The organism is Mesorhizobium sp. BR1-1-2, from assembly GCF_020165435.1.
Taxonomy (GTDB): Bacteria; Pseudomonadota; Alphaproteobacteria; order Rhizobiales; family Rhizobiaceae; genus Mesorhizobium.
In genome coordinates this window covers 428775-453828 of the sequence record NZ_JAIUID010000004.1, presented here as the reverse complement: position 1 = coordinate 453828, position 25054 = coordinate 428775, and the positions used below count along the sequence as shown (strand labels likewise).

The window sequence follows — 25054 nt, the reverse complement described above, 5'->3', positions numbered from 1 at the left end:
CATGCCTTCCCTAGCCCTTTTCGACCTCCTGCCGGATTTCGGCGCGCGCCCGCAACGTGTCAGCCAGCCGAAGGCCGCCGCCGAGCACGAGCCGGAAGCAGCCGCGCCGCAAGCCGATATCGGCACGCTGATCGCCGAAGCGGTCGCCCAGGCGGAGGCAGCGCTTGGCGAACGGCTTGCGGCTGCCCACGAAGCAGCGATGGATGCTGAACGCCGGGCGAATGCCGAGGAAGCGAAGGCCTTTCTCGAGAGCTTCGGCGGCGATGTCGGCGAGGCGGTCTCGCTGCGCATCGATGCCATGGAGGCGCGCGTGACGGACCTCGTCGCCGCCACGGTCGCCCGCATCATCGGCGGCATCGTCAGTGACGACCTGCAAAGGCGCTCGCTTGAAGCGCTTGCCGGTGCGGTCCGCGAAGCGGTCGGCGATGGCGAAGCGGTGCGCATAGTCGTTCGTGGACCGCTTTCCCTGTTCGAAGCGCTGAAGGCATCGCTCGGAGCGCGCGCCGCCAATCTCGACTTCATCGAAGCTCCCGGCTTCGATCTCACGGTCTCCATCGACGAAGCGGTGTTCGAGACGCGCATGGCCGAATGGTCGGCAACGCTCTCCGAGGTGTTGGCATGAGCGTCGCCGATGCCGATCCGGCCAGGCACGAGATCATCATCGTGCGTCGCGGCCATGACGACCACGAGGAAGGCCATCACGGTGGCGTCTGGAAGATCGCCTTCGCCGACTTCATGACGGCCATGATGTGCTTCTTCCTGGTCATGTGGCTGATCAACGCCGCCAACGAACAGACCAAGGCGGCGGTCGCCAGCTATTTCAATCCGGTGAAGCTGGTCGACCGCACGTCGAGCCGCAAGGGCCTGGAAGATCTCGGCGACGGTCCCCGCGCCATCGGGCTGACCGCCGACAATCCGGAAGAGGCGGCCATCAAGGCCGGACAGGATGGAGCCGGCGGCGCGGGTTCATCCGATCCCAAAAAGGAAAAGCAGGAGCCACAGCAGTCCGAGCAGTCCGACGAACACCTGTTCGCCGATCCCTATGCGGTGCTTTCGGAAATCGCCACCAACACCGGCGTCATGCAGAACGTCAGCCAGAAGGGCGATGGCGGCGCGCAAAGTGCCGGCCCGGCAACAGGCGCTTCCGGCGGCGCCTCCTATCGCGATCCGTTCGAGCCTGATTTCTGGTCTCAGCAGGTCGCCTCGCCGGGCGCCGAGGCCAGCGCGCAGCGCGCGAGGATCGAAGGTGATCCGGTGAAGCCCGGCGACAAGGCCGCCGAGGCGCAGGTCGCCAAGGTCAAGGCCGTGCCGCCGGCGCCGCCCGTCATCGCAGCGCCGCTTGAACCTCTGGCAAAGGACGGCAAGCCCGCAACGGCAATCGCCGAGGCGCGTGATGCGAAAGCCGACGCTGCCGGGCTCGCGGACGCCAAGGTTGCCGCCGCCCAGGAGGCGGCCAAGCCGGATGCCGGCGAAAAGATGCCGGGCGCGGCCGCGCTCAAGGCTGCGGCCGATGTCAGGCAGCAGCTTGCCGATGCCTTCAAACCTGGCGACAAGTTGCATGATGGGGTTTCCGTCGAAGCCACCGACAAGGGCGTCGTCATCTCGATCACCGACCAACTCGATTTCGGCATGTTCGAGGTCGGCTCGGCGATGCCGCGCCGTGAGCTGGTGCTGGCGATGGAAAAGATCGGCCGCATCGTCAACAGCCAGAAGGGCACGATCAGCATCAATGGCCACACCGACGCACGGCCATTCCGCGGCGCCGGCTACGACAATTGGCGGCTTTCCACGGCGCGCGCGCATTCGGCCTATTACTTGTTGGTGCGCGGCGGCGTCGACGAGCGCCGCATCACCGAAGTCGCCGGCTTCGCCGACCGCCAGCCGAAGGACCCCGCCGATCCGCTGTCGGCGGTGAACCGCCGCATCGAGATATTGATGGCGACCGGCGGATGAGGCGGGCGGTCTTCACCAGCCGCTTGATGGGCCTTTTGCTGTCGGCCGGCCAGCCTATGGCCGCACTCGCCCAGGATCCGTTGCAACCCTATCAGCTGGTGCGCTCGTTACAGCTTATTCAAGACCGTATCGCCGTCGGCGACCACGCAGCGCTGCCGATGCAGTCCAAGCTGCTGGAGATGATCGATACGCGTCTGCGCGAGGCGGACAAGGACGATTTCAAGGATCCGAAGAATTTTCGCGCGTTGCTGGTCTACGGCATGAGCGGCGGCAACCCGGTGACTGTCGAGGCGGCCGTGTCGCGCGCCGCCGCCGATGCGCGGGACCTAGCCCTTGCCAGGGGCGTCATCGACTACCTGAACGGCCGCCCTGGCGAGGCCATCGAAGCCTTGAGGCCGGTCGATCCGATGGCGGAGCCCAGCGACCTCGGCGCCTTCCTTGCCCTGGTCAAGGGTTCGCTGCTCGCCGGCGACCAGCCGGCCGCGGCGCTGGTGCTGCTCGACGAGGCGAAACTGCTCGGCCCCGGGACACTGGTGGAGGAGGCGGCATTGCGCCGCTCGGTCGGCATTGCGGTCGCGCAGCGCGACGCGGCGCGCTTCGCGCTTGCCTCCACACAATATGTCGAGCGCTATCTCTATTCGCCCTATGCCAGCCAGTTCGCCGACTCCTTCGTCTCGGGCGTGATTGAGCTGCACATGTCGATCAGCCAGGACAAATTGGCCGATATCACCTCGATGATGGATCCCGAGCGCGAGAAGGTCATTTATCTGCGCATCGCCCGCCGCGCCGCGATCGACGGCCTGAACGAATTGTCCGCCTTCGCCTCGGCGCGGGCCGAGCAAGGCCGCGACGGCAACACCAATCAGGGCGATCCGCGTGCCCTGCTGTATTCCAGCCTGTCCACCGTGACATCGGGTACCATCGAGGATGTGCGCGCCAAGCTGGGCAGGATCGACCGCAGCCGGTTGTCGGACGGCGACCGCGCGCTGCTCGACGCCGCCGAGGCCATCGCCGGCGAAGTGGTGGCGCCGCCCGCTTCCCTTCCGACCGCAAGCCCGGCACCTGCCGAGGTCATGCCATCGCACGAGCCCGAGCCTGCCGCCGCGCAGGCCGCCGACGCCGCCGGATTGCCGCCCGTCGAGGGTGCTCTCTCCGAACAGCCGGCCGTCGCGCCATCCGGCGATACAGTGGCAGCTGCGCCGAACGCACCGGCTCCGGACGATGCGGCAACTGTCCTGCCGGCATCGGCGCCGGCGGCCGCGGCCAGCACGGACACTTCAGACCCGACCGATGCCGCCATGGTCAAAACTCGTCGACAACTCGACCTGATCGACCAGATGCTTGGAGCCGCTCCGAAATGACCCCCAGCCTCGGTCCGGCGCTGCCGGGAATCGCCACCGCGCGCACGACGGCGGAACAGCCGGCAGCGACCGGAAAGAATGACGACACGGGTTTCGGCAAGATGCTGGACGACAAGGCTGGCCCGGCCCACCCGGACAAGCATCCGGCAGCCGGGGCCGGATCGCGCGATGAGCGCTGGAGCAGGCTTGCCGCCGGTCCTGCCGGGCAGAAGGACGAGCCACTGCCGGCTGGCAAGGCAAGGATCCCATCCAGCGGAATGCCGGCCGCGAAAACAGCCAGGGACGACAAGACCGCCGAGCCGGACAAGGACACCCCGGACAACGACGCCGATGGCGCGGCGGCCGAGACAGGTACGACGCGGCTCGAGGACCATCTGCCGTTGCTGATCGCGTTCCATGACCTGCGCCATTTCTCGACATCGGCCAGACCGGCCGGTACGAGCGAAACCGGACAGGAACCGGCGCTCGACGGGCAGCTCCTGCCGAAGGCCTATCGGCCGAAATCCGCCGCCGGGCATGACGATCTTGAGCCGATGTCGAAGCCCGAGCGGACATCGCTCGTCGATGGGCCGCTGACCAAGCTCGATGGCCAGACCGTCCACGACGCCGCCGGCACGCCAAAACGCGACAATGCGATCGCCGGGCCGCTGCCCCAGACAGCGCCGGCCGAAGTGCCGGGCGTGGATCCGAAGCAGGCGGCACCGCAGCTGAAATCCATCGCCGATGTGCAGTCCTCCTTGCGGTCCGGGCCCGGAAAACAACTGTCGGCGGCAGGGCGCATCGACGTGGTCTCCGAGCGCAGCTTCCCTGCCCCGCCGCAGGCGCCGATGAGCCAGGCGGCCCTCAACGTGATCGGCGCCATAACAGCCGATGGCGGCCCGAAAACGGCACCTTCGACACCCTCCGCAACCGCGCAACTGACAGGCCCTGTTGCCGCCGCGACACATGTGTTGAAGATCGAACTTCATCCGGCCGAGCTTGGCATGGTCACCGCCAATCTTCGCCTCTCCGGAGAACAACTTTCGATTGAGTTGAAGCCTCAAACACATGACGCCTACCACCGGCTGTCCTCGGATAGTGATGCCATCGTCAAGTCCCTGCGCGGACTCGGCTTCGAGGTTGACAAGGTCACGATACTACAACCTTCGGTAGCACCCCCCGCAACGACCCGCACTGATGCAACCGCATCCTTGCAGACGGCAGTGGGCCGCGACCAGTCGTCCTTTCAACCCGGGAATTCCGCCGGCGGCAACAGCGGCGCCGGCGGCCAGCAACCGGGCCAGCAATCCGCGGGAAGGCACAATGATGACGCGCAAACACACGGCCGCCCCGCTTCGCCTTCTCGCGAGCGCGCTGGCGGCGATATGTTTATCTAGTCTTGCGGGCGCCGCCGCTGCCGCCGCCAATGCTTGCGAACCGGAAATCCTGCGCGCCGCCGACCGCTATGGCGTGCCGGCCGGCATCCTCTATGCCGTCGGCTTGACCGAGACCGGCAAGAAGGGCAGCTTGCAGCCCAACGCATTGAATATAGAAGGAAAAGCGGTCTTCCCGACAAGCCGCGCCGAAGCTCTTGCCACCTTCGCCAATGCCCGACGCGAAGGCAAGACGCTGATCGATCTCGGCTGCATGCAAATCAATCACCACTACCACGGCGCGCATTTTCGCAGCGTCGAGGACATGTTAGATCCGCGTCAGAATGTCGACTATGCGGCGCGTTTCCTGGCCAGCCTTCATGCCCGTCACGTGACCTGGTCGATGGCCGTCGCCCGCTATCATGCCGGGCCTGACAACGACCCGGCGCAGAAGGTCTATGTCTGCCGCGTGATATCAAACATGGTTGCCACCGGCTTCGGCAAATGGACCGGCAATGCCCGCACGTTCTGCAACCCATGAGCGTATTCTTGCATCTCATGCAATCAGTCGCAAAGTCTCGGCGTTGCGCTTCGACTTGGCCGGGACTTGGAGCACGAAGCATATCTCACCCCACGCTAATGCAACCGATGCGATTCCGGACTCCCAAGAAACTAGTTACAAGAAATGACGGTTGTTCAGGATTCCTGCCAGCGGATACGGCTTTCCCCACGGGGCAGATGAGCTGATTCGGAGGCGGGGCCGATGATCGTTATCGTTGACGAGCGAGAGCTCGTGACAGACGGATACAATTCACTTTTTGACCGCGAAGGCATCGCCTGCGCAGGCTTCGCTTCCGGCGAATTCGGCGAGTGGGTGAACTCGGCCGCCGATGCCGATCTGCGCTCGGTCCGGGCCTTCCTCATCGGCGACTGCCGCGAAGGCGCGATCTCTCCGCGCCAGATCCGCGACCGCACCGGAGCCCCGGTGATTGCTCTCAGCGAGCAGCATTCGCTGGAGAACACGTTGCGGCTGTTCGAGAGCGGTGTCGATGACGTCATCCGCAAGCCGGTCCATATCCGAGAGATCCTGGCTCGCATAACAGCCATCCGCCGCCGCGCCAACGAGGATGCCGCCTTCACCGAGATCGGCGCCATGCGCATCTTCATGGATGGCCGCGACCCCGAAATCGATGGCCAGCCGCTTCCCTTGCCGCGCCGTGAGCGCCGCATTCTCGAATATCTGGCAAGCAATCGCGGCCGCCGCGTCACCAAGACCCAAGTATTCAACGCCATCTACGGCATCTTCGACGAAGAGGTCGAGGAGAACGTGGTGGAAAGCCACATCAGTAAGCTGCGCAAGAAGCTGCGCGAGAAGCTGGGCACCGATCCGATCGATTCCAAGCGCTTCCTCGGCTACCGGCTGGTGTTCTGATGCGCCGCCGCGCCAGCCTCGCGCAAGACAGGACGCGTAGCCTCGCTGCCAGTGGCATGGACATTGCGGAGACATTTCGATGAGCCTCTACGGGATGATGCGGACCGGCGTTTCCGGCATGAACGCGCAGGCCAACCGTCTGTCGACGACAGCCGACAACATCGCCAATTCCGATACCACCGGCTACAAGCGATCCTCCGCAGAATTTTCAACTCTGGTCATGCCCTCGACGGGCGGCGCCTATAATTCCGGCGGCATCACCACCACGATCCGGCAGGCGGTCAGCGATCCCGGCGTGCTCCAATACACCACCTCTGTCTCCGATCTTGCCGTCAGCGGCGACGGCTTCTTTGTCGTCCAGGACCCGAGCGGTACGCCTTTCCTGACCCGCGCCGGCGCCTTCGTTCCCGATGGACAGGGCAGGCTGGTCAACTCGGCCGGCTTCCAGCTGATGGCCTACAGCTACGAAAATGGCGTGCCGGCGGCTACGGTGAACGGCTTTGAAGGATTGGTCCCGGTCGTCATCTCCGACCAGGGAATGACCGCGACGCCGAGCACCGAGGGTCTCTACAGCGGTAACTTGCCCGCAGGCGCGACGCCAGTCGCGGCCGGCAACCTGCCCACCACCAATGCCGCAGGCGCGCAGTACACCTCGAAATCCTCGATGGTCGCCTATGACAATCTCGGCAACAAGAAGCTGCTCGACGTCTATTTCACCAACACCGGCGCCGGCACCTGGCAGGTGTCGGTCTTCGACCAGTCGAAGGCGACAGCCGGAACGTCATTCCCCTACGCAGGCGGCGCACTGGGCTCGGCCAACCTGACCTTCGACGCGACCACGGGCAAGCTCACCGGCGCCGTCGACAGCGTCTCGCTCACCGTGCCCAACGGCAGCGCCTTTTCGCTGGATCTGTCGGCATTGACCCAGCTCGGCACCGGCTTCACGGTTTCGGACGCACAGGTCAACGGCAACGCGCCGAGCACCATCGACAAGGTGCAGATCAGCAAGGACGGCACCATCTACGCCCAGTACAAGGACGGCTCCACCAAGCCTCTCTACAAGATCCCGCTGGCCGATGTGCAGAGTCCCGACCAGCTCACCGCGCTGCCCGGCAATGTGTACTCGCAAGGCACAGAATCCGGCGCGGTCCGCGTCGGCTTTGCCAATGAAGGCAAGCTCGGCTCCATCATCTCCGGCGCGCTCGAGAATTCGAACGTCGATATCGCCGAGGAACTGACCAACATGATCGCGGCGCAGCGCAGCTACACCGCCAATTCGAAAGTCTTCCAGACGGGTTCCGACCTGATGGACGTCCTTGTCAACCTGAAGAGATGAAACCGGGCAACGCCCGTGAAAGAGCCGCATGTCGCTTTCCACCGCATTGAGCATCGCCCAATCGGCGCTTATGAACACCGCTCGGCAGACCAGCGTTGTCTCGCGCAACGTCGCCGACGCTTCCAATCCGGACTATACGCGCCGCATCGCCGTCGTCACCAGCACGGCGCCGGGCGCGCGCTCGGTTGACATCCAGCGCGTAGCCAACGACCTGCTCTTCCGCCAGAATCTAAGCGCCCTGTCGGCATATAGCGGCCAGAACGCGCTCTACAGCGGCCTGGATCAGCTGGATGTTTCGGTCAATGGTGTCGACAATGCGTCCTCTCCCTCGACCGCGATCGGCAATTTGCAGCAGGCGCTGCAGCTCTATGCCACCTCGCCGTCCAACCAGAATCTCGGCTCCAGCGTTATCGACGCGGCCAAGCAGGTCGTGCGCTCCCTGAACGAAGGCTCCAGGGCCATTCAGGACTTTCGCACCCAGACCGACGGCCAGATCGCCACGGCGGTAGACGATCTCAACTCGCTGCTCAGCCAGTTCCAGGATGCCAACCAGGCTGTCATATCGGGCACGCGCTCCGGCACCGACGTTTCCGATGCGCTGGACCAGCGCGACGCGCTTTTGAAGAAGATCTCGGACTATGTTCCGGTCTCGACCTTCACGCGCGGCGACAATGACATGGTCATCACCACGGGTGACGGCACGACGCTGTTCGAAACGATCCCGCGCACGGTCAGCTTCGCCCCGTCCTCCGGCTACAGCGCCGGTACCACCGGCAATGCGCTCTACATCGACAATGTGCCGATCTCGGCGGGAACCGGCGGCAACACCAGCGCCAGCGGCAAGCTTGCCGGCTTGCTGCAATTGCGCGATGGCGTCGCCTCGACCATGCAGAGCCAGCTCGACGAGACCGCGCGCGGTCTGATCACGGCCTTCGCCGAGACCGCGCCGTCGATGCCCAACGCCGCCGGACTGTTTACCTGGTCGGGCGCGCCGGCAGTGCCGGCCGCTGGCACGCTGGTCAATGGCCTTGCCGGCACGATCAGCGTCAATGCCGCCATGGATCCAAGCGCGGGCGGCAATCCGGCACTGCTGCGCGACGGCGGCGCCAACGGCGCGGCCTATGTCGTCAACACTGGCGGCGCCTCTTATTCCAGCCTTCTGGTCGCCTATGGCGACCGGCTCGATCAGCCGATGACATTCGACCCCGCCGCCGGGATTTCGGCGACGTCGAGCGTTGCCGACTATGCCGCCAATTCGATCGGTTGGCTCCAGAGCGTGCGCCAGCAGGCTTCGACCGCAGCCGACGCCAAGCAAGCTTTGGCATCGCGCGGCGCCGAGGCGCTGTCCAACGCCACCGGCGTCAATGTCGATCAGGAAATGTCGCTGCTTCTCGATCTCGAACACACCTATCAGGCATCGGCCCGAATGATGAAAACCGTCGACGACATGTTGGCGGCTCTGCTCAGCGCGGTGGGATAATCCATGACCTCAGTCTCTTCGGCCGCCCTCTCGAACGCGATGCGCTATCAGCAGATGCGCATGCAGGCCGAACTCGTCAAAGCCACGAAGGAGTCCTCGACCGGCAGGGTCGCCGATGTCGGCCTGGCGCTGGGCGGACGCACCGCCCAGTCCGTCACCTTCTCGCGCGATCTCGACCGGCTCAATGTCATCATCGATTCCAACGGCCTGGTGGCCGCCCGGCTCTCCTCGACGCAGACCTCGCTCGGCCAGCTCTCCAGCGTCGCGCAGACCTTGCTATCGAGCCTGACCTCCTCAACGTCGGGCGATTCTTCCGCCAACCTCACCGAGTCGGCCGGCAAGACGGCCGTCCAGCAGCTCGCCTCGATCCTCAACACCAGCGTCAACGGCGAGTATCTGTTTGCCGGCACCAACACCGACGTCAAGCCGATCAACGATTTCACCGCGGCCGGATCACCCGCCAAGGCTGCCTTCGACGCCTCCTTCGTGGCCAATTTCGGTTTCACGCCGGATGACCCTGCCGCGGCAAACATTACCGCGGCCCAGATGGACGATTTCATCACCAACGACGTCGAGCCGCAGTTCTTCGGCTCGGGCTGGCAGGCCAACTGGTCGAACGCCACCGACCAGCAGATCGTCAGCCGCATCGCGCTCAACGAAACCACCGCGACCTCGACCAGCGCCAACAGCGACGGCATCAAGAAGCTCGCCATGGCGGCGGCCATGGTCTCCAGCCTGATGTCGACCAACATCAGCCAGGCGGCGAAGGACACCATCGTCGGCCGCTCGCAGTCGCTGGTTGGCGAAGCGCTGAGCGGCATCGGCCAGGTTCAGTCCGAAACCGGTATCGTCCAGAAGCGCGTGTCCGACGCCGTCGACCGCATGAAGACGCAGGTCGACCTGTTCGAGCGCCACATTCTCGATCTTGAAGCGGTCGACCCGGCCGAAGCCGCGACCCGCGTCGCCGACCTGACGCAGCACATCGAGACCTCCTTCGCATTGACGGCGCGGCTCCAGCAGCTCAGCCTGTTGAATTACCTGACCTGACAACTCTGAACCGGAACGGTAGAGCCAACGATGTACCAATTCTCCTACGCCGACATCCAGAGCACCTCTGTCGCCGATGCGAAGGACCGTGAACGGGAGCTTTTGACCCGTTCGATCGACATGCTGGCGGCGGCCGCCGCCCTTGGCCCCGCTTCGATGGAGGCAGTGGAGGCGCTGCATTTCACCAACCGCGTCTGGACCGCCTTTGTCGAGGATCTCGGCTCCAACGACAACGCGCTTCCCAAGGAACTGCGCGCCAACCTGATTTCGATCGGTCTTTGGCTGCTGCGCGAGGCGGAAGACATTCGCCAGGGCCGCACCCAGAATTTCGAGGGACTGATCGAGGTATCCCAGATCATCCGCGACGGCATTCAATGACCAACACGCTGAAGATATCGCTGAAGCCGAACGAGAAGATCTACGTCAACGGTGCGGTCATACGCGTCGACCGCAAGGTCACCGTCGAATTGATGAACGACGTGCAGTTCCTGCTCGAAAGCCATGTGATCCAGGCCGATGACGCCTCGACACCGCTCAAGCAGCTGTATTTCATCCTCCAGGTGATGCTGATGAACCCGGCCGGCGCCGGCGAGGCGCGCGAAATGTTCCGACGCTCCCTGCCGCTGCTGCTTGCAAGTTTCGAGGACGCCGAGATCGGCAGTGCGCTGAAACAGATCGACCGCATGGTCGGCGAGGATCACATCTACGAGGCGCTAAAGGCGATCCGGTCGCTCTATCCGCTCGAACGCCGCGCGCTTGGCGGCAATGACGACGTTCCGGGCGCCTCGCGTCCGCTGGCTGTGGGAGCACGCTGATGACCGTGGACATGACGACGACGATACCGGTTGGCGCCAATCAGGCCAGCCAGCAGACCTCCAAGACCGCTGTCGACTACCAGTCCTTCCTGAAGCTTCTGATCGCCGAGATGAAGAACCAGGATCCGACCAAGCCGATGGATTCGACACAGTATGTCGCCCAGCTCGCCACCTTCTCGCAGGTCGAGCAGTCTGTGCAGACCAATACCAAGCTGGACCAGATCATGCAGTCCTCGGCGCTGTCGCAGGCCGATGCGCTGATCGGGCGCTCGATAACGTCCGCCGACGGCAAGACGACGGGCACCGTCGCGTCCGTGCGCCTTGCCAGCAGCGGCCTCATCGCCGTGCTGGGCAACGGCACCGAGATCGCGGTCGGCCCCGGCGTCTCGGTCAAGGCGGCAAGCTGACGGCTCCGGCAGGCCGATCCCATGAACGAGGCCGACGCACTCGACATCGTCCAGTACGCGGTGTGGACGGTGCTGACCGCATCCGCGCCGGTGGTGCTGGTCGCCATGGCGGTGGGTATCGGCATCGCCTTGATCCAGGCCCTGACGCAGGTCCAGGAGATCACCTTGACCTTCGTGCCGAAGATCGTCGCCATCATGCTCGTGGCGGCGCTGACCGGTCCCTTTATCGGCAGCCAGATATCGGCCTTCACCAACGTCGTCTTCGAACGCATTGAAAACGGGTTCTAGCCGCTGCTTGCTGTCAGCCGGCCCGTTCTGTCCCCACGACGTTTCGGCAGTCGCCGATGGCGGACCATGTAGGGCATAGGGTGCATGCGCGGCGCGGCATCGAAGCAAAGTCGCACGGCTGCGTAGTCCTCCTCTATCCCCTTGTTGGACTATAATCTTTTTTTCAAGACGTTCGCTCTTTGCGGCACGATGCCATAGTTTCGGCAAACCATCCGGGGAAACGGATCACCGCAACGATCGGCAAGCCATGGCAGGGCCTTTCCTATGATTGACGAAAAGCCGGAGAGCGAGAGCGTTTCGGCGCTGGCGCCGTTCCGGCACGGCATCTTCCGCGCCGTGTGGGCGGCCAGCCTCGTGTCGAATTTCGGCGGCCTCATTCAGGGCGTCGGCGCCGCCTGGATGATGACCACGATCGCCACCTCGCCCTATCAGGTCGCGCTGGTGCAGGCCTCGACCACCTTGCCGATCATGCTGTTCGCGCTCGTCGCCGGCGCCATCGCCGACAGCTTCGACCGGCGCAAGGTCATGCTGGTCGCCCAGACCTTCATGCTGGTCGTCTCGGTGCTTCTGACCCTGTTCACCTATTCCGGCTTGATGACGCCATGGACGCTGCTTGCCTTCACCTTCCTGATCGACAGCGGCACGGCACTGAACAGCCCGTCCTGGCAAGCGTCCGTCGGTGACATCGTGCCCCGCAACAAAGTGCCGGCCGCCGTCGCGTTGAACTCGATGGGCTTCAACCTGACCCGCAGCGTCGGTCCGGCGATCGGCGGCATCATCGTCGCCGCAGCCGGGGCGGCGGCCGCCTTCGCGGCCAACGCAGTGAGCTATATCGGTCTCATCGTCGTGCTGGCGCGCTGGAAGCCGCAGGTGCAGCCATCGACGCTGCCGCGCGAGTCGCTTGGCGCGGCCATGGGCGCAGGCCTGCGCTATGTCGCCATGTCGCCCAATATCGGCAAGGTGCTGGTCAGGGGCTCCGCCTTCGGCTTCAGCGCCGGCGCGGTGTTGGCGCTCCTGCCGCTGGTGGCGCGCGACGTCGTCAAGGGCGATGCCTTGACCTATGGCATCATGCTGGGCGCCTTCGGCATCGGCGCGGTCGGCGGCGCGCTGATCAGCGTGCGGCTGCGTCAGCTTTTGTCCAGCGAGACCATGGTGCGCTCGGCCTTCGCCGGCTTCGCCGTCTGCGCCTTCAATGCCGCCCTCAGCCACAACGCCTGGCAGACATCGCTCGGCCTGCTGGTCGGCGGCGCGTGCTGGGTGATCGCGCTTTCGCACTTCAACGTCACCGTGCAGATGGCAACGCCGCGCTGGGTCGTCGGCCGGGTGCTGTCGGTCTATCAGACCGCGACGTTCGGCGGCATCGCGCTCGGCAGCTGGATCTGGGGCATCGTCGCCGACGCGCATGGCGCCGGGACAGCGCTGATCGCGGCGGCCATCGCCATGCTGGCTGGCGGCGCCATCGGCCTCGTGCTGCCGCTGCCGCAGCAGCAGGTGCTGAACCTCGATCCGCTCAACCGCTTCAAGGAGCCGCATCTCGCGCTCGACCTGAAGCCGCGCAGCGGCCCCATCGCCATCATGATCGAATACATCATCCGTGACGAGGACGTGCCGGAGTTCCTGGCCACCATGGCCGAGCGCGGCCGCATCCGCCGCCGCGACGGTGCCCGCAATTGGACGCTGGCGCGCGATCTCGAAAATCCGGCGATCTGGATCGAGCACTACCACACGCCGACCTGGCTCGAATATGTCAGGCACAACGGCCGCATCACCCAAGCCGACGCCATGGTCGGCGAGCGCCTGCGGGCACTGCACAGCGGCGACGAGCCGCCGCGGGTGCGCCGCGTGATCGAGCGCCCGACCACCGCGGGCACGGCGCTGGTCATGGCAAAGGGGCCGATCGAGCATTAGGAGTGCAGGAAAGGCGAAGACGTTTTCGTTCGGGCTTGCATCAAGACAAAGCGTTAGAGCGGACCCAGCCAGCGGAACGCGCGCTTCAGCACGGCGACGCCATCGCGTTCGTACAAACGGCCGTGCGCCATGATCACGCGTTCCGGATTCCATTCTATCATCTTTTCGACCGCCGCCTTGAGCTGCACCCTGGGGAAGGTCAATCGCAAATCGCGCGGCGTCTTGCCATCCGGATCAACGACACCAGCCGCCCTGGCAAGCCAGCGCCACGGCCAGCCAAGCTTCCGCGGTTCGAAGTTCTCGATCAGGTCTGTCAGGATCAATGTTCGGCTGACGGAATGGAAGAACACCATCTCTGTCATGAAGCTGCCTTCCACCGGCAGCGACTTGAGGTCATCGTCCCACGGGTAGCCCCTCTCGGCACCAAGCTCGGCCGCCTCGAAATCGATCCTGTCGCCCGCCTGCTCGCGAATCCGCGGTGCCAGCCAGATACCCGCATCCGCAAAGGCCCTGCGCCACATCGGAATCCACCAATAGTGGATCCGGTTCGGCCCGATGATGTAGCGGACCTTGCCCAACCCGGCGATCTGGGCCTTGAGGCCCTCTGTCAGCAGGGTGGGTGAATGGACGAACAAATCGCCGTCGTTGACGCGGATGATGGTCATCCGCGTCGGAAACCGCATTTTCGGCCAAGGCATGCCGAAGCGGATGACCGGGCCATCCACGATCCAGATGTCCTTCGAAACCGGCTTTAACGTGTTGAGCGGCGGATATGGTGTGCGGTCGGCCATGGTCTGCTGATGTAGGGTGGAGAGCAAGCTTGGCCACCGCAGCTTCGCCTTGCAAGAGCTCAGCCGGGCCGACTCGGCAGCCTACCTTCGCCCGACCTACCCTTCGCCCGACAGATCCCGGCGCGCTTTCTCCAGCTCCTCGGCATAGCGCCGCATCAAATGGCCCTCGGTCAGCAGTCCGAGCACGATGTGGTCGGTGAAATCCTCGACCACGGCCAGTTCCTCGGCGCCGGCCCGCTGGAAGGTCTCGGCGGCCGACTGCACGTTCATGCTCGGCACCAGAACGGCATCCTTGTATTGCGCGAGATCGCGCACCGTCGTCTCGCCGTCGGACAGGTCGCTGTGCAGTTCGGCAACGATCAGCACGCCGACATACTGGTCGCCGGCGTCGACGGCGATGACGCGCTGGGCCGAACCCAGCGGCACCTGCTTGCGGAAGGCCGCAAGCGTCGTGTCGGCATTGATGGTCTTGATATCCTTGCGCATCATCGAGCCGACGGTCAGGCTGCGCATCCAGCCGACGTCATGGGCGCTGCGGATCGTCTCGCCGCGCAGATGAAAGCGCCACGTCGAGAAGGAGTAGCCGAAGGTTTCGCGCACCAGGATCGCCGCCATGATCGAGGCCGCCAGGACGACGCCGGTCAGCGTCAGGTCGCGGGTCGATTCCAGCGCCAGGAACGTCATCGTCAGCGGCCCGCCGACGACGCCGACCGCCAGCGATGTCATGCCGACAACGGCAGCGACGGCGGGATCGATGCCGGTTGACGGCGAGACGAAAGCCATCACATCGGCGAATGCCTTGCCGAGCAAGGCGCCAAGAAACAGAGAAGCGAAGAAAAGTCCGCCCCGAAACCCCGAACCCAGCGAGATCGCGGAAGCCGCCAGCTTCAGCACGAAGACGCTGGCCACCACGCTCAGCCCATAGTTCATGGCGAATTCGCGATGCAGCGCGCCGTGGCCGCTCGACAGCACCTGCGGCGTGACCAGCCCAAGCAGGCCGACGATGACGCCGCCGATGACGGGACGCAGCGAGGCATCGACTGACAGTTTGGCAAAGGCGCGTTCGACCAGCGTGACCAGATGCATGATGGCGATCGAGGCGGCCCCGCCAAGCAGCCCAAGCAGCAGGAACGGCACGTACTGGCTGGCCGTGAGTGCCGGCAGGCCCGCAAGCTCCAGCGGGAACGGCACGCCGCCGAACATCTCGGCGGTCAGCGAGGCGGAGATCGCCGCGGTCATGACAGGCACCACATTGGCGACCGAATAGATGCCGATGACCAGTTCGAAACCATAGAAAGCGCCGGTCAGCGGCGCATCGAAAGCCGCCGCGATGGCACCGGCGGCGCCGCAGCCGACCAGGATGCGGACATCGTTGCGGCGCAGCTTGAACAGCCGCGCCAGCCGCGAAGCCAGGCCGGAACCGACCTGCGTGTAGCCCGCTTCCAGCCCGACGGAGGCGCCGAAACCGCTGGAGATCATGGTCTGGCCGGCGATGATGAACGTATCGGTCAGCGACATGCGACCGCCATAGAGCGCGTTGGCCTCGATCGGGTCGACAGGCGTGCGGAATCTCCGCTTTCTCAGCCAGAGCACCGTCAGCCCGAGCAGGATGCCGCCGATCGCCGGGATCAGGGCCTGCATGGGGTGGGCGAGCGAGAACATGCCGGAAAGCCGGCCGCCGGGCTGCACGCCGAACAACAGGCCGTGCAGGTCCTGCACGATCTGGCTCATCGCGGTGACCAGTATGCCCGCCATCACGCCGACGATGCCGGCAAGGACGACAACCGCGATGCCTCGCGCTTCGAGCAGCGGTATCGAATTGATGAGCACCGCGCGCAGCCGGCGGGCGTAGACTTCGCTGTGGTTCCTGGAAAGCACCGGGGCGGCTCGCCGACATGAAAGGCAATGGAAGACCCGCCTGATACGCCGGGCGGCACGGCATGACAACCACAATGCCGACATCAAAGGCGCCATTATGGCCAGGAAACCAGCTGATTGCGGTCTTTCTGCCCTGTCTGCGAAGCGATCGGCGTTGCCGTCAGTCCGGGATTGTCAGTGGCCCGCAATCGTCGTCGGCAATGAAAGTCGCCAGCAGTTCGGCGGGTTCGGTGGTGCTGGCATTCTCGGCGAAGAGATGGACTGCGCCGGGCGGCTCGAACCAGGTTTGTCCCTTGACGTAGATGCCGACGGGACCGCCCGCCAGTTGCGAGCGCAGCGTGCCTTCCAGCACAAAAGCGCTCACCGAGCCGGGATGACGGTGGCGGGGCGTATAGGCATTCGGGGGGAATTCGACGACGGCTGTGGTGATCGACTTGCCCGGCACATTCGGCAGCTTTTCACAGGAAACGGGCGTAACGACGGTCTTAGGCCGTGCCGCGGAGGGACTGCCGGCATCGACGCCTTCCATATGCATGTGCCCTTCCATTGCAGGGGGAACGGCGCCGATGAAACCCGGGCCGGCCCACTTTGCCGACAGTGCGGACAGAACCGCGACGGCACTGATGCCGATGAGAAATTGGCCGGTGCGCAGGCGAGCCTGATTGCTGATCATGTCGATGTCTCCGCGTGGATTGCTTCAGGCGGCAGGCGGAAATCGGCGCGCCAGCCGAGTTCCTCGACCGCCTTCCGCGTCGAGACAGCCTCATTGGGTTCGGCTACGTTGAAGATGCCGGGCGCGCCTTTGTCGAGTGCGAGCAGCGCGGCATAGGCAGCTGCATCGACATGCAGCGGCGACGCGCCGCCAGCCGCCTCGGTTCCAGTTCCTGGCCCGTAGAGCTGGCCATAGCGCAGGACGACGCCGGCAAACGGCCCGTTCAGCACGGTCGTCTCCAGCGCAATGACACCCCTGACGCTTATGCCGCGGTTTCCTTCGGCATCGGCATCCAACGGGTCGCTTTCGGTGTAGGGCTGCTGGCCGGGCGCATAAGCCCACGCAATGCTCTGCGCGATCAGGCGGCGGACGCCGGACGCCGCAGCGGCGGCGGCCAGATTGCGGGTGCCTTCGTCCCGAATACGGGCATTGCGTACGATCGCCTTGCCCATGCGGCTCGGATCGAGGCCCGCCGGCAGGTCGGTCAGCTGATGGATGACCATGTCGGGTCGGGCGCCAAGCATGGCGCGCGACAGCGCGTGCGCATCGAACACATCGACCAGCACGGGCTCGACGCCAAGCGTCTCCAGCCTGGCGGCCTTGTCCGCATTGCGCGTGGTGCCCGTCACCTGATGACCGGCGGCCAGCAATTGGGGGATCAGCCGCTGCCCGACTGCGCCTGCGGCGCCGGCGAGAAAAATTCGATAGGCCATCGTCATCGTCCTTGCACTGCGATAATATCAGGGTTCGAATAACATATAAGAGCTCTTACATTATGCGCAAGCCAAATCAGCGCCCCTCGATCCCGGCTCCGGGCGAAGGCAAACGTGGCGAAGAAGGCTATCTCGGCTATCTCCTGCGGCAGGCGGCGGGCGCCCATCGGCTCAGGGTCGAACGAGCGCTCGCCGATCTCGACGTGACGCAGCCGCAGTTCGTGACACTGACCATGCTGGCCGCCTACCCCGGTCTTTCCAATGCCGATCTCGCCCGGCTGGCCTTGCTCACCCCGCAAACGCTCAGCGTCATTGTCGCCAATCTCGAGCGGGCCGGCTCACTGGTTCGCAAGCCGCACGCGATTCACGGCCGCATAGTGCACCTCGACCTCAGCGACAGCGGCCGGGCGCTGCTGCGAGCGTGTCGGGAGCGGGTGCGCGCAATCGAGCGCGACCTGACGGAAGGCCTGTCGGCCGAGGAAGAAAGAACAGTCAGACGTTGGCTGGTCGCAATTGCCACGGCAGATGCCGCCATATCCTGAGCCTCCGCCACGGCTTGTGGAAATCGGACCGCAAGGCGCTCAGGTCGGCTTAGGGTCGCCGGCCTCGTAGAGCACGAGATTGCGCTCGCCGATGCCGAGCGACGGCCAGCTTGCGCGCCAGTCCACAAGGTGTGGCGCGGCGAAATGTGCGTCGAGCGCCGCCCTGTCGCTCCAGACTTCCGTGACCCGGATCAACCCGGCATCGAGGACATCCTGCGCATAGGAGTATGCGAGGCAACCGGGCTCGGCACGGCTGGCAACAACCATGCGTTCCATCGCTGGCCTTGCCTGTTCGAGCCTGTCTGGTGGCAGACGAACCGTACCGATGATCAGCAGCATGAGATTTCCTTTCGATGGTTGGGCAGACCCACTCTCCCACCCTCGCGCAAGCTTGGCCAGCTACCCTCGCCGGGCTGTCGCATGCTCGGCAGCCCCAGGGTTTTCGAGGATAGAATGGCGATAAGCGAAAGCATCCAGCCCGGCGCCGTGGCCAAGAACGGCCGCGACGTCTTCTTCGCGCTGGGCATCGTCATCATCCTGGCCGTGCTGTTCCTGCCGATCCCGGCCTTTCTCATCGACGTCGGCCTTGCCTTCTCGATCGCGCTTTCGGTGCTGATCCTGATGGTGGCGCTGTGGATCCAGCGGCCGCTCGATTTCTCCTCGTTTCCGACCGTGCTGCTCATCGCTACCATGCTGCGGCTGTCGCTCAACATCGCCACCACGCGCATGATCCTGTCGCACGGCAATGAAGGCACGCATGCCGCCGGCTATGTCATCGCCGGTTTCTCCAAACTGGTCATGGCCAGCGATTTCGTCATCGGCCTGATCGTCTTCATGATCCTGATCGTGGTGAACTTCATCGTCATCACCAAGGGCGCCACCCGTATCGCCGAGGTCGGCGCCCGTTTCACCCTCGATGCCATCCCCGGCAAGCAGATGTCGATCGACGCCGACCTCTCCGCCGGCATGATCGACGACAAGACAGCGCAGTTGCGCCGCCGCGAGCTGGAAGAGGAATCCTCCTTCTTCGGCTCGATGGACGGCGCCTCGAAATTCGTGCGCGGCGACGCCATCGCCGGCCTCATCATCACCGCCATCAACATCGTCGGCGGCATCGCCATCGGCTATATCAGGCACGGCATGGGCATGGGCGAGGCCGCCGACGTGTTCATCAAGCTGTCGGTCGGCGACGGTCTGGTCACCCAGATCCCGGCGCTCATCGTCTCGCTCGCCGCCGGCCTGCTGGTTTCCAAGGGCGGCACGCGCGGTTCGACGAACCAGGCCGTGTTCGGCCAGCTCGGCGCGCATCCGCGCGCGCTCTATGTGGCGGCGGCGCTGCTGGTGCTGCTCGGCCTGATGCCCGGCCTGCCCTTCTTCCCCTTCTTCGCGCTCGCCGGTGGCATGGCCGGCCTCGGCTATGTCATTCCGATGCGCCACAACCGGGCCATGGCCGAGGCCGAGGCGCTGAAGAACCAGGAGAAGGCGACCAAGGCCGAGGAAGAGAAGAACTCGGTCAAGGCCTCGCTGGCCACCGCCGAGATCGAACTTCTGATCGGCAAGCAGCTTTCGACCCGGCTGCTGGTCTCGCATCAGGAGCTGGTCTTCCGCATGGCCAAGATGCGCAAGAAATTCGCCCAGCAATATGGCTTCGTCGTGCCCGAAGTGCGCGTCGCCGACGATTTCGCCATCCCGCCGAAGAGCTACCAGATCAAGGTGCACGGAACGGTGGTCGCCGAATATTCGATGCGCGTCGGGGAGATCATGGTGTTGCTCGGCAACCGCGACGTTCCCGAAATTCCGGGCGAGGAGATCCGCGAGCCGGCCTTCGGCATGCGCGCCTATTCGGTCATGGAAACCTTCGCCGAGGATCTGAAGCGCGAGAACTTCACCTTTGCCGACAACATGTCGGTGCTGCTCACCCACCTCTCCGAGGTCATCCGCAACAACCTTCCGCAGCTCCTGTCCTACAAGGACATGAAGGCGCTGCTGGAGCGCCAGGACCAGGAATACCGCAAGCTCGCCGACGAGATCTGCACCACGCACATCTCCTATCCCGGCCTGCAGGCAGTGCTGAAGCTGCTGCTCGCCGAACGTGTCTCGATCCGCAACCTGCACCTGATCATCGAAGCCATCGCCGAGATCGCGCCGCATGTGCGCCGCACCGAGCAGATCGTCGAGCATGTGCGCATCCGCATGGCGCAGCAGATCTGCGGCGACCTTTCGGAAGGCGGCGTGCTCAAGGTGCTGCGTCTCGGCAACCGCTGGGACCTCGCCTTCCATCAGAGCCTCAAGCGCGACGCCAAGGGCGAGGTCCGCGAGTTCGACATCGATCCGCGCCAGTTGGAAGAATTCGGCCAGGACGCCACCAAGGCGATCAAGAAATTCCTCGAAGCCGGCGAGCGTTTCGTGCTTGTCACCGCGCCCGACGCACGCCCCTATGTGCGTATGATCATCGAACGGCTGTTCACCACGCTGCCGGTGCTCTCCCATGTCGAAATCGCCAAGGGCGTCGAGATCAGGGTGCTCGGGACCATATCGTGAGCGTTCTCTCGCAAGCGGTCGTCATCGCGGCGTTCCTCGCCTTCTGCCGCATCGGCGCCTGCTTCATGCTGATGCCTGGCCTGTCCAGCGCCCGCATCCCGGTGCAGGTCAGGCTGTTCGTTGCGGTCGCCGCCACCGGCGGCCTGCTCGCCTTCCTGTGGGACAAGATCTTTCCCTTCGTCGATCCGCGTCCGCAGATCCTGGTGCCGATGATCGTTTCCGAACTCCTGGTCGGCGGCCTGATCGGCGCCATGACCAGGCTCTACATGGAAGCCCTGCGTTTCATGGGGTCGGCCATCGCCATGCTGATCGGCTATGGCGGCTCGGGCGGACCGGCGATCGAGGAGCCCGAACCGCAGGCGGCGCTCGCCGCCATGATCTCGTTCTCGGCGCTGCTGCTGCTGTTCGTCTTCGACTTCGACCATGAGATCATACGCGCGCTGGTGACGTCCTATACGGTCGCGCCGGTCAACGTCTTCTTCAACCCGCAGGCGGCACTGGTCGATGTCGCCGACACCGTTTCGGACACCTTCTTCCTGGTCATCCGCCTCGGCAGCCCTTTCGTCGCCTATGCCATTCTCGTCAATCTCACGATCGGTTTCGTCAACAAGCTGACGCCGCAGATCCCGATCTACTTCATCTCCCAGCCCTTCGTCATCGCCGGCGGCATGCTCATCTTCTATTTCGCCGTGGGCTCCATGCTGTCGCTGTTCGTGGACGGCTTTGTCGACCTGACGCTGGCGAGGTGACATGAGCACGCGCAAGGACCGCCTGAAGAAGCTGGTCAAGGTGCAGGAACAGTTGAAGGCGCTGCACGAGACGCGCCACGCCACCCTACTCGCTGCCGCAAATGCCGCCGAAGCCGAGGCCAAGGAACTGGTCGAGCATTTCGATAAGGACAATTCCCTCTCCGGTCTTTTCCCGGATCTCTACCACCGCCGCATCGCCCAGGCCGTCGTGCGCCAGGAGGCGAACCTCGAAGGCGCCAGGCAGGAAGCCGGCCTCGTCGCGTCGGCAACCGCGCGCACCAACATGGTCGAGCGCGCCTACAAGGACGTGCGCAACCGCGACGAACGCGAACGCTCCGACCGCGAACGCCTCGATTTGATCGCGCAGAAGCGGGGGCAGGAGTAAAGGAGGCAGTTCTGCAAGCGGAAAAGCGCATATGGCCACTTTGCGCGTCGTGTCGGCCATACGAGCAGCCCTTGCTCGGCCCGTAAGCGGACGCCTAAGAACAGCCATGGTCAATTCGAAGCTGGAGCTGCGCCGCAGAGATCAAGCGTCAACTTGATGCTCGAGGAGCGCGCAACCAAGACGCCTGCCATATCGTCGCGCCGGGACGCCTTCAGTCCTACACCGGTGGCTGACGCGCTGCCTCTTTAGAGCTTGGATAGGTTTTGCCAATATGAATCGGAGAAAAGGAGCCGGAAAATCATGGCCGATATCTGGCACTCACTCCTCGCCAATCTTGCCCTGGTCTCCATCTTAGTCGTCGCCTGGGACCTTGTGGCAGATTTCACGGGACGTCTCCCGCAGAGAATTCAGTCGCTGCTTCTCGGCGGGGTGATGTGCGTGGGCGCGATCATTTCCATGGCGACGGCTCTGTCCGTCTCCGGCTTCGTCGTCGATCTGCGCGCCGCTTTCGTCGCAGCCGCCGCGTTCTTCGGCGGGTGGCCGGCGATGTTGATCGCTACTGCCGGCTCCATCGCCTATCGGCTCTATCTTGGCGGGCAGGGTGCCAGCGCCGGCGTCATGAGCATCCTGATCACCGCCGTGGTCGGTCTGGCATGGCACCACATCGTCGCGGCCCGGTCGCGCACTATGTTCGATATACTCGGCCTCGGCGTGTCAGTCTCGCTGGCCGGACTGATCACCCTTCTGATCATCCCCCCGCAGGTCGTCGCCAGCTTTGTGCAGCAGAGCACGCTCCCGTCGCTAGTGTTCCGCTTCCTCGGCACCTTCATCATCGGCGTGCTGCTCGATCGCCAGCAGCGGCGGCGTGACCTCGCCATGTCCAACATGATCTATCGCGCCATGGTTCGCGAGTTGCCGGATTGCCTAAACGTGAAGGATGTCAACGGCCGCTTCGTCGTCGCCAATCCAGCCACTGCCGAAATGATGCGCGCCGCTTCGGTCGAGGATCTGATCGGCAAGACGGATTTCGATTTCTATCCGAAGGAGGTGGCCGAAGGCTTCAGGGAGGATGAGACGGGCGCGCTGGAGGCCGGGCAAACGTTGCGCATCGATCAGCCCGCACTGTTTCCAGATGGCAGGCAGGGTTGGCTTTACACCTTGAAAGCTCCTTTCCGCGACGAGGCCGGCAGGATCACCGGCGTCATCACCTACAATCGCGATATCACCGAGCAGAAGCGAAACGCTCAGCTCAAGAACGACTTCATCTCGACGGTCAGCCACGAGTTGCGCACGCCGCTGACGTCGATCCGCGGCTCGCTCGGCCTGATTGCGGCAGGCGTCGCGGGCGAACTGCCACCCAAGGCCGCCAACCTCGTCAACATCGCCCACAACAACAGCGAAAGGTTGGTCCTTCTCATCAATGACATCCTCGACATGGAGAAGATCGAATCGGGCGTAGTCGCCTTCAGGATCAAGCAGATGGCTGTCCGCCCGGTGCTGGAGCAGGCTATTGCCGCCAGTTCCAATTACATGGCCGAGAACAGGATCCGCATCGTCCTGGTCGACGATGCCCCGCGCGCCGAGGCCAATATCGACCCGGACCGTCTGCATCAGGTGATGGCCAACCTGCTGTCGAATGCGATCAAGTTCTCCGATCCCGGCGGCACCGTAATGGTGAAGCTCGAGCGTCGCGACCGCGACATGCTGCGCATATCGGTGGTCGACCAGGGAGCAGGCATCCCGGAAGCGTTCCGCAGCCGGATATTCGGCAAGTTCGAGCAGGCCGATGCGTCTAGCACCCGCAAGAAGGGGGGCACGGGCCTAGGCTTGAGTATCGTCAAAACTATCATGGAAAAGCTGGGCGGCGCCGTTTCCTTCGAGACAGAGGAAGGCAAGGGAACCTCTTTCCACGTCGACCTTGCCGAAGCGCCCAGGCACGACGCGAAGCCGGCTTCGCCGGAGCGCCCGCCGCCGAAGCCCGATGGCCGCATGCGTGTTCTCATCTGCGAGGACGAGACCGACGTCGCGGCAGTGATCGCTGCGCTTCTGGATGCGGAGGGCTTTTCCAGCGACGTCGCACCTGACATCGCCACCGCCAAGGCGCTTCTGCGGTCGCGTGATTACGTGGCGTTGACGCTCGACATCAAGCTGGCGGGGGAATCCGGCATCAAGCTCTTCCACGACATAAGGGCATCGCCGGTGAATTCCGACATTTCGGTCATCGTCATCTCCGCCGTCGCCGACGAGGCCAGGCGGACGCTGAACGGGACGGCTGTCGGCATCGTCGACTGGCTGGAGAAGCCGGTGGATTCGGAGCGGCTTCACGCCGCTCTCGCCAAGATTGTCGCAAGCAGGATCGAGCCGAAGCCGAAAATCCTCCATGTCGAGGACGACGAGGGCGTGCTCGCGGTGATGTCGGAGGGACTGGGTTCCGGCGTCTCGATAACCTCGGCCAAAACCCTGAAGGAGGCCCAGCAGGCTATCGCGCTTCATCGCTTCGATCTGATCATACTGGACATCGCGCTTCCCGACGGATCAGGGCTGGATCTGCTCGCCGATCTGCCGCTAGACACCCGTGTGATCGTCTTCTCGGCCGCGGAACTCGACCAGAAGCTCGGCGACGGGGTGCAGGCGATCATGACCAAGACCAAGGCCTCTGAAATAGACGTCGCGAAGCTGGTCAGAAACATGCTGGCCTCGTCACGCCACGACGTCGCCCCGACGCATGCCAAGGAGTGACGATGATGCCGGCAAGGATTCTCTATGTGGATGACGAGGACGATATTCGCGAGATTGCCCAAATGTCGCTCGAGCTCGATCCGGAATTCGAGGTGCGGTCCTGCTCCTCGGGGGGCGTGGCGCTGACCGAAGCTGCCGATTGGCAGCCCGACCTCATCCTGCTCGATGTGATGATGCCGGACATGGATGGGCCTGAAACACTGACGCGCCTGGCCGATTCGCCGCTGACGGCATCAATACCCGTGGCGTTCATCACGGCGCGTACGCAAACGCATCAGGTCGAGCGCTATCTCGCCATGGGAGCGGTCGGGGTCATCGCCAAACCCTTCGATCCGCTGGCGCTTGCAGGTGAAGTGAGGAAGCTGCTCCGGCGGCGCGATGGCCCTGCCTGGGCGCGCCAGCGAAGGTGACGGCAAGAAGTCGGTCGGCAAAGCGCTGTTTGCTGTTTACGGCTCCTATACCATGGGCCGATATTCATCTAGTGATTGTATCGAAATGCTGCCGTCGCGAATCGGCTTTATCTATGATTGCACGACGTTAGCGGCCGCGGGCAAAGCCGCGCGGATTTCTGGCATGGACCGCTTTGGCGGATGTCGGTTCATGGGTTGATCACTCCGGGGGGCAA

26 protein-coding genes are annotated in these 25054 nt (G+C 64.3%); 21 read left to right on the top strand and 5 right to left on the bottom strand.

Annotation, left to right across the window (positions count from 1 at the left end):
• The first annotated feature begins 1 nt into the window (after position 1).
• The 14 genes from LB551_RS11825 to LB551_RS11760 all read left to right on the top strand — a co-directional run bounded on the left by LB551_RS11825 (position 2) and on the right by LB551_RS11760 (position 13379).
• Entirely contained in the window at positions 2 to 622 is a 621-nt protein-coding gene (locus LB551_RS11825) for a hypothetical protein (protein ID WP_224659252.1), read from the top strand.
• On the top strand, positions 619 to 1953 hold the full coding sequence (locus tag LB551_RS11820; protein WP_224659251.1) for a MotB family protein: 1335 nt from the start codon (positions 619 to 621) through the stop codon (positions 1951 to 1953). The genes LB551_RS11825 and LB551_RS11820 overlap by 4 nt, the downstream gene beginning before the upstream one ends.
• Complete coding sequence (locus tag LB551_RS11815; RefSeq protein WP_224659250.1) at positions 1950 to 3314, top strand: chemotaxis protein MotC; 1365 nt, start codon at positions 1950 to 1952, stop codon at positions 3312 to 3314. Before LB551_RS11820 ends, LB551_RS11815 begins: the two co-directional genes overlap by 4 nt.
• Entirely contained in the window at positions 3311 to 4690 is a 1380-nt protein-coding gene (locus tag LB551_RS11810; RefSeq protein WP_224659249.1) for a flagellar hook-length control protein FliK, read from the top strand. The genes LB551_RS11815 and LB551_RS11810 overlap by 4 nt, the downstream gene beginning before the upstream one ends.
• Entirely contained in the window at positions 4620 to 5207 is a 588-nt protein-coding gene (locus LB551_RS11805; protein ID WP_224659359.1) for a transglycosylase SLT domain-containing protein, read from the top strand. Before LB551_RS11810 ends, LB551_RS11805 begins: the two co-directional genes overlap by 71 nt.
• A 222-nt stretch (positions 5208 to 5429) precedes the next feature.
• A complete protein-coding gene (locus tag LB551_RS11800) occupies positions 5430 to 6098 on the top strand; it encodes a response regulator transcription factor (RefSeq protein ID WP_140549660.1) in 669 nt (222 codons plus the stop codon).
• Between the two features lie 79 nt (positions 6099 to 6177).
• Entirely contained in the window at positions 6178 to 7434 is a 1257-nt protein-coding gene (locus LB551_RS11795) for a flagellar hook protein FlgE (RefSeq protein ID WP_224659248.1), read from the top strand.
• Between the two features lie 28 nt (positions 7435 to 7462).
• Positions 7463 to 8914: a flagellar hook-associated protein FlgK gene (gene flgK, locus LB551_RS11790; protein ID WP_224659247.1), complete on the top strand. Its 1452-nt coding sequence runs from the start codon at positions 7463 to 7465 to the stop codon at positions 8912 to 8914.
• 3 nt (positions 8915 to 8917) lie between these two features.
• Positions 8918 to 9961, top strand: a complete 1044-nt coding sequence (locus tag LB551_RS11785) for a flagellar hook-associated family protein (RefSeq protein ID WP_224659246.1) — start codon at positions 8918 to 8920, stop codon at positions 9959 to 9961.
• Positions 9962 to 9991: 30 nt separating this feature from the next.
• Entirely contained in the window at positions 9992 to 10339 is a 348-nt protein-coding gene (gene flaF, locus LB551_RS11780; protein WP_140496232.1) for a flagellar biosynthesis regulator FlaF, read from the top strand.
• Positions 10336 to 10776 (top strand): flagellar biosynthesis repressor FlbT, encoded by a 441-nt coding sequence (gene flbT, locus LB551_RS11775; protein ID WP_140549655.1) that lies wholly within the window; start codon positions 10336 to 10338, stop codon positions 10774 to 10776. The genes flaF and flbT overlap by 4 nt, the downstream gene beginning before the upstream one ends.
• The gene (gene flgD, locus LB551_RS11770) at positions 10776 to 11183 is read left to right on the top strand and encodes a flagellar hook assembly protein FlgD (protein ID WP_140549654.1); all 408 of its coding nucleotides are present in this window, start codon (positions 10776 to 10778) and stop codon (positions 11181 to 11183) included. Before flbT ends, flgD begins: the two co-directional genes overlap by 1 nt.
• A 21-nt stretch (positions 11184 to 11204) precedes the next feature.
• Positions 11205 to 11471 (top strand): flagellar biosynthesis protein FliQ, encoded by a 267-nt coding sequence (gene fliQ, locus LB551_RS11765; RefSeq protein WP_140496235.1) that lies wholly within the window; start codon positions 11205 to 11207, stop codon positions 11469 to 11471.
• Positions 11472 to 11735: 264 nt separating this feature from the next.
• Entirely contained in the window at positions 11736 to 13379 is a 1644-nt protein-coding gene (locus LB551_RS11760; protein ID WP_224659245.1) for an MFS transporter, read from the top strand.
• A 53-nt stretch (positions 13380 to 13432) separates the two neighbouring features.
• Here LB551_RS11760 and LB551_RS11755 read toward each other — a convergent pair whose 3' ends face one another.
• The 4 genes from LB551_RS11755 to LB551_RS11740 all read right to left on the bottom strand — a co-directional run bounded on the left by LB551_RS11755 (position 13433) and on the right by LB551_RS11740 (position 17473).
• A complete protein-coding gene (locus LB551_RS11755) occupies positions 13433 to 14170 on the bottom strand; it encodes a DUF4336 domain-containing protein (protein ID WP_224659358.1) in 738 nt (245 codons plus the stop codon).
• A 96-nt stretch (positions 14171 to 14266) separates the two neighbouring features.
• Positions 14267 to 16048 (bottom strand): chloride channel protein, encoded by a 1782-nt coding sequence (locus tag LB551_RS11750; protein WP_224659244.1) that lies wholly within the window; start codon positions 16046 to 16048, stop codon positions 14267 to 14269.
• A gap of 160 nt (positions 16049 to 16208) precedes the next feature.
• Positions 16209 to 16721: a cupin domain-containing protein gene (locus LB551_RS11745; protein WP_224623924.1), complete on the bottom strand. Its 513-nt coding sequence runs from the start codon at positions 16719 to 16721 to the stop codon at positions 16209 to 16211.
• Positions 16718 to 17473 carry an NAD-dependent epimerase/dehydratase family protein gene (locus LB551_RS11740; protein WP_224623925.1) on the bottom strand — a complete coding sequence of 252 codons (756 nt, stop codon included), beginning with the start codon at positions 17471 to 17473 and terminating at the stop codon, positions 16718 to 16720. Before LB551_RS11740 ends, LB551_RS11745 begins: the two co-directional genes overlap by 4 nt.
• Before the next feature lie 62 nt (positions 17474 to 17535).
• Here LB551_RS11740 and LB551_RS11735 point away from each other — a divergent pair, with 62 nt between their 5' ends.
• Complete coding sequence (locus tag LB551_RS11735) at positions 17536 to 18015, top strand: MarR family winged helix-turn-helix transcriptional regulator (RefSeq protein ID WP_224623926.1); 480 nt, start codon at positions 17536 to 17538, stop codon at positions 18013 to 18015.
• 39 nt (positions 18016 to 18054) lie between these two features.
• Here the strand turns inward: LB551_RS11735 and LB551_RS11730 are convergent, their stop codons facing one another.
• Complete coding sequence (locus tag LB551_RS11730) at positions 18055 to 18354, bottom strand: putative quinol monooxygenase (protein WP_224623927.1); 300 nt, start codon at positions 18352 to 18354, stop codon at positions 18055 to 18057.
• Positions 18355 to 18468: 114 nt separating this feature from the next.
• Between LB551_RS11730 and flhA the strand changes: the two genes are divergently transcribed.
• The 6 genes from flhA to LB551_RS11700 all read left to right on the top strand — a co-directional run bounded on the left by flhA (position 18469) and on the right by LB551_RS11700 (position 25038).
• Entirely contained in the window at positions 18469 to 20556 is a 2088-nt protein-coding gene (gene flhA, locus LB551_RS11725; protein ID WP_140549646.1) for a flagellar biosynthesis protein FlhA, read from the top strand.
• On the top strand, positions 20553 to 21305 hold the full coding sequence (gene fliR / locus LB551_RS11720; RefSeq protein WP_140496241.1) for a flagellar biosynthetic protein FliR: 753 nt from the start codon (positions 20553 to 20555) through the stop codon (positions 21303 to 21305). The genes flhA and fliR overlap by 4 nt, the downstream gene beginning before the upstream one ends.
• 1 nt (position 21306) lies before the next feature.
• Entirely contained in the window at positions 21307 to 21690 is a 384-nt protein-coding gene (locus LB551_RS11715; protein ID WP_224623928.1) for a hypothetical protein, read from the top strand.
• 300 nt (positions 21691 to 21990) lie between these two features.
• Positions 21991 to 24429: an ATP-binding protein gene (locus tag LB551_RS11710; RefSeq protein ID WP_224659243.1), complete on the top strand. Its 2439-nt coding sequence runs from the start codon at positions 21991 to 21993 to the stop codon at positions 24427 to 24429.
• 5 nt (positions 24430 to 24434) lie between these two features.
• Positions 24435 to 24839 (top strand): response regulator, encoded by a 405-nt coding sequence (locus tag LB551_RS11705; RefSeq protein WP_224624123.1) that lies wholly within the window; start codon positions 24435 to 24437, stop codon positions 24837 to 24839.
• Positions 24808 to 25038: a hypothetical protein gene (locus tag LB551_RS11700; protein ID WP_224659365.1), complete on the top strand. Its 231-nt coding sequence runs from the start codon at positions 24808 to 24810 to the stop codon at positions 25036 to 25038. The genes LB551_RS11705 and LB551_RS11700 overlap by 32 nt, the downstream gene beginning before the upstream one ends.
• The last annotated feature ends 16 nt before the right edge of the window (positions 25039 to 25054 follow it).

Excerpts from the sequence above, each read along its gene's own strand:
- flgD (WP_140549654.1), top strand. The coding sequence starts at position 10,776 with ATGACCGTGGACATGACGACGACGATACCGGTTGGCGCCAATCAGGCC.
- flhA (WP_140549646.1), top strand. The coding sequence starts at position 18,469 with ATGGCGATAAGCGAAAGCATCCAGCCCGGCGCCGTGGCCAAGAACGGC.
- LB551_RS11795 (WP_224659248.1), top strand. The coding sequence starts at position 6,178 with ATGAGCCTCTACGGGATGATGCGGACCGGCGTTTCCGGCATGAACGCG.
- LB551_RS11785 (WP_224659246.1), top strand. The coding sequence starts at position 8,918 with ATGACCTCAGTCTCTTCGGCCGCCCTCTCGAACGCGATGCGCTATCAG.
- LB551_RS11815 (WP_224659250.1), top strand. The coding sequence starts at position 1,950 with ATGAGGCGGGCGGTCTTCACCAGCCGCTTGATGGGCCTTTTGCTGTCG.
- LB551_RS11800 (WP_140549660.1), top strand. The coding sequence starts at position 5,430 with ATGATCGTTATCGTTGACGAGCGAGAGCTCGTGACAGACGGATACAAT.
- LB551_RS11745 (WP_224623924.1), bottom strand. The coding sequence starts at position 16,721 with ATGATCAGCAATCAGGCTCGCCTGCGCACCGGCCAATTTCTCATCGGC.
- LB551_RS11740 (WP_224623925.1), bottom strand. The coding sequence starts at position 17,473 with ATGGCCTATCGAATTTTTCTCGCCGGCGCCGCAGGCGCAGTCGGGCAG.
- flaF (WP_140496232.1), top strand. The coding sequence starts at position 9,992 with ATGTACCAATTCTCCTACGCCGACATCCAGAGCACCTCTGTCGCCGAT.
- LB551_RS11810 (WP_224659249.1), top strand. The coding sequence starts at position 3,311 with ATGACCCCCAGCCTCGGTCCGGCGCTGCCGGGAATCGCCACCGCGCGC.
- LB551_RS11710 (WP_224659243.1), top strand. The coding sequence starts at position 21,991 with ATGGCCGATATCTGGCACTCACTCCTCGCCAATCTTGCCCTGGTCTCC.
- LB551_RS11705 (WP_224624123.1), top strand. The coding sequence starts at position 24,435 with ATGCCGGCAAGGATTCTCTATGTGGATGACGAGGACGATATTCGCGAG.
- LB551_RS11735 (WP_224623926.1), top strand. The coding sequence starts at position 17,536 with ATGCGCAAGCCAAATCAGCGCCCCTCGATCCCGGCTCCGGGCGAAGGC.
- LB551_RS11715 (WP_224623928.1), top strand. The coding sequence starts at position 21,307 with ATGAGCACGCGCAAGGACCGCCTGAAGAAGCTGGTCAAGGTGCAGGAA.
- LB551_RS11805 (WP_224659359.1), top strand. The coding sequence starts at position 4,620 with ATGACGCGCAAACACACGGCCGCCCCGCTTCGCCTTCTCGCGAGCGCG.
- LB551_RS11825 (WP_224659252.1), top strand. The coding sequence starts at position 2 with ATGCCTTCCCTAGCCCTTTTCGACCTCCTGCCGGATTTCGGCGCGCGC.
- LB551_RS11820 (WP_224659251.1), top strand. The coding sequence starts at position 619 with ATGAGCGTCGCCGATGCCGATCCGGCCAGGCACGAGATCATCATCGTG.
- LB551_RS11700 (WP_224659365.1), top strand. The coding sequence starts at position 24,808 with ATGGCCCTGCCTGGGCGCGCCAGCGAAGGTGACGGCAAGAAGTCGGTC.
- LB551_RS11760 (WP_224659245.1), top strand. The coding sequence starts at position 11,736 with ATGATTGACGAAAAGCCGGAGAGCGAGAGCGTTTCGGCGCTGGCGCCG.
- LB551_RS11755 (WP_224659358.1), bottom strand. The coding sequence starts at position 14,170 with ATGGCCGACCGCACACCATATCCGCCGCTCAACACGTTAAAGCCGGTT.
- LB551_RS11730 (WP_224623927.1), bottom strand. The coding sequence starts at position 18,354 with ATGCTGCTGATCATCGGTACGGTTCGTCTGCCACCAGACAGGCTCGAA.
- flgK (WP_224659247.1), top strand. The coding sequence starts at position 7,463 with ATGTCGCTTTCCACCGCATTGAGCATCGCCCAATCGGCGCTTATGAAC.
- fliQ (WP_140496235.1), top strand. The coding sequence starts at position 11,205 with ATGAACGAGGCCGACGCACTCGACATCGTCCAGTACGCGGTGTGGACG.
- flbT (WP_140549655.1), top strand. The coding sequence starts at position 10,336 with ATGACCAACACGCTGAAGATATCGCTGAAGCCGAACGAGAAGATCTAC.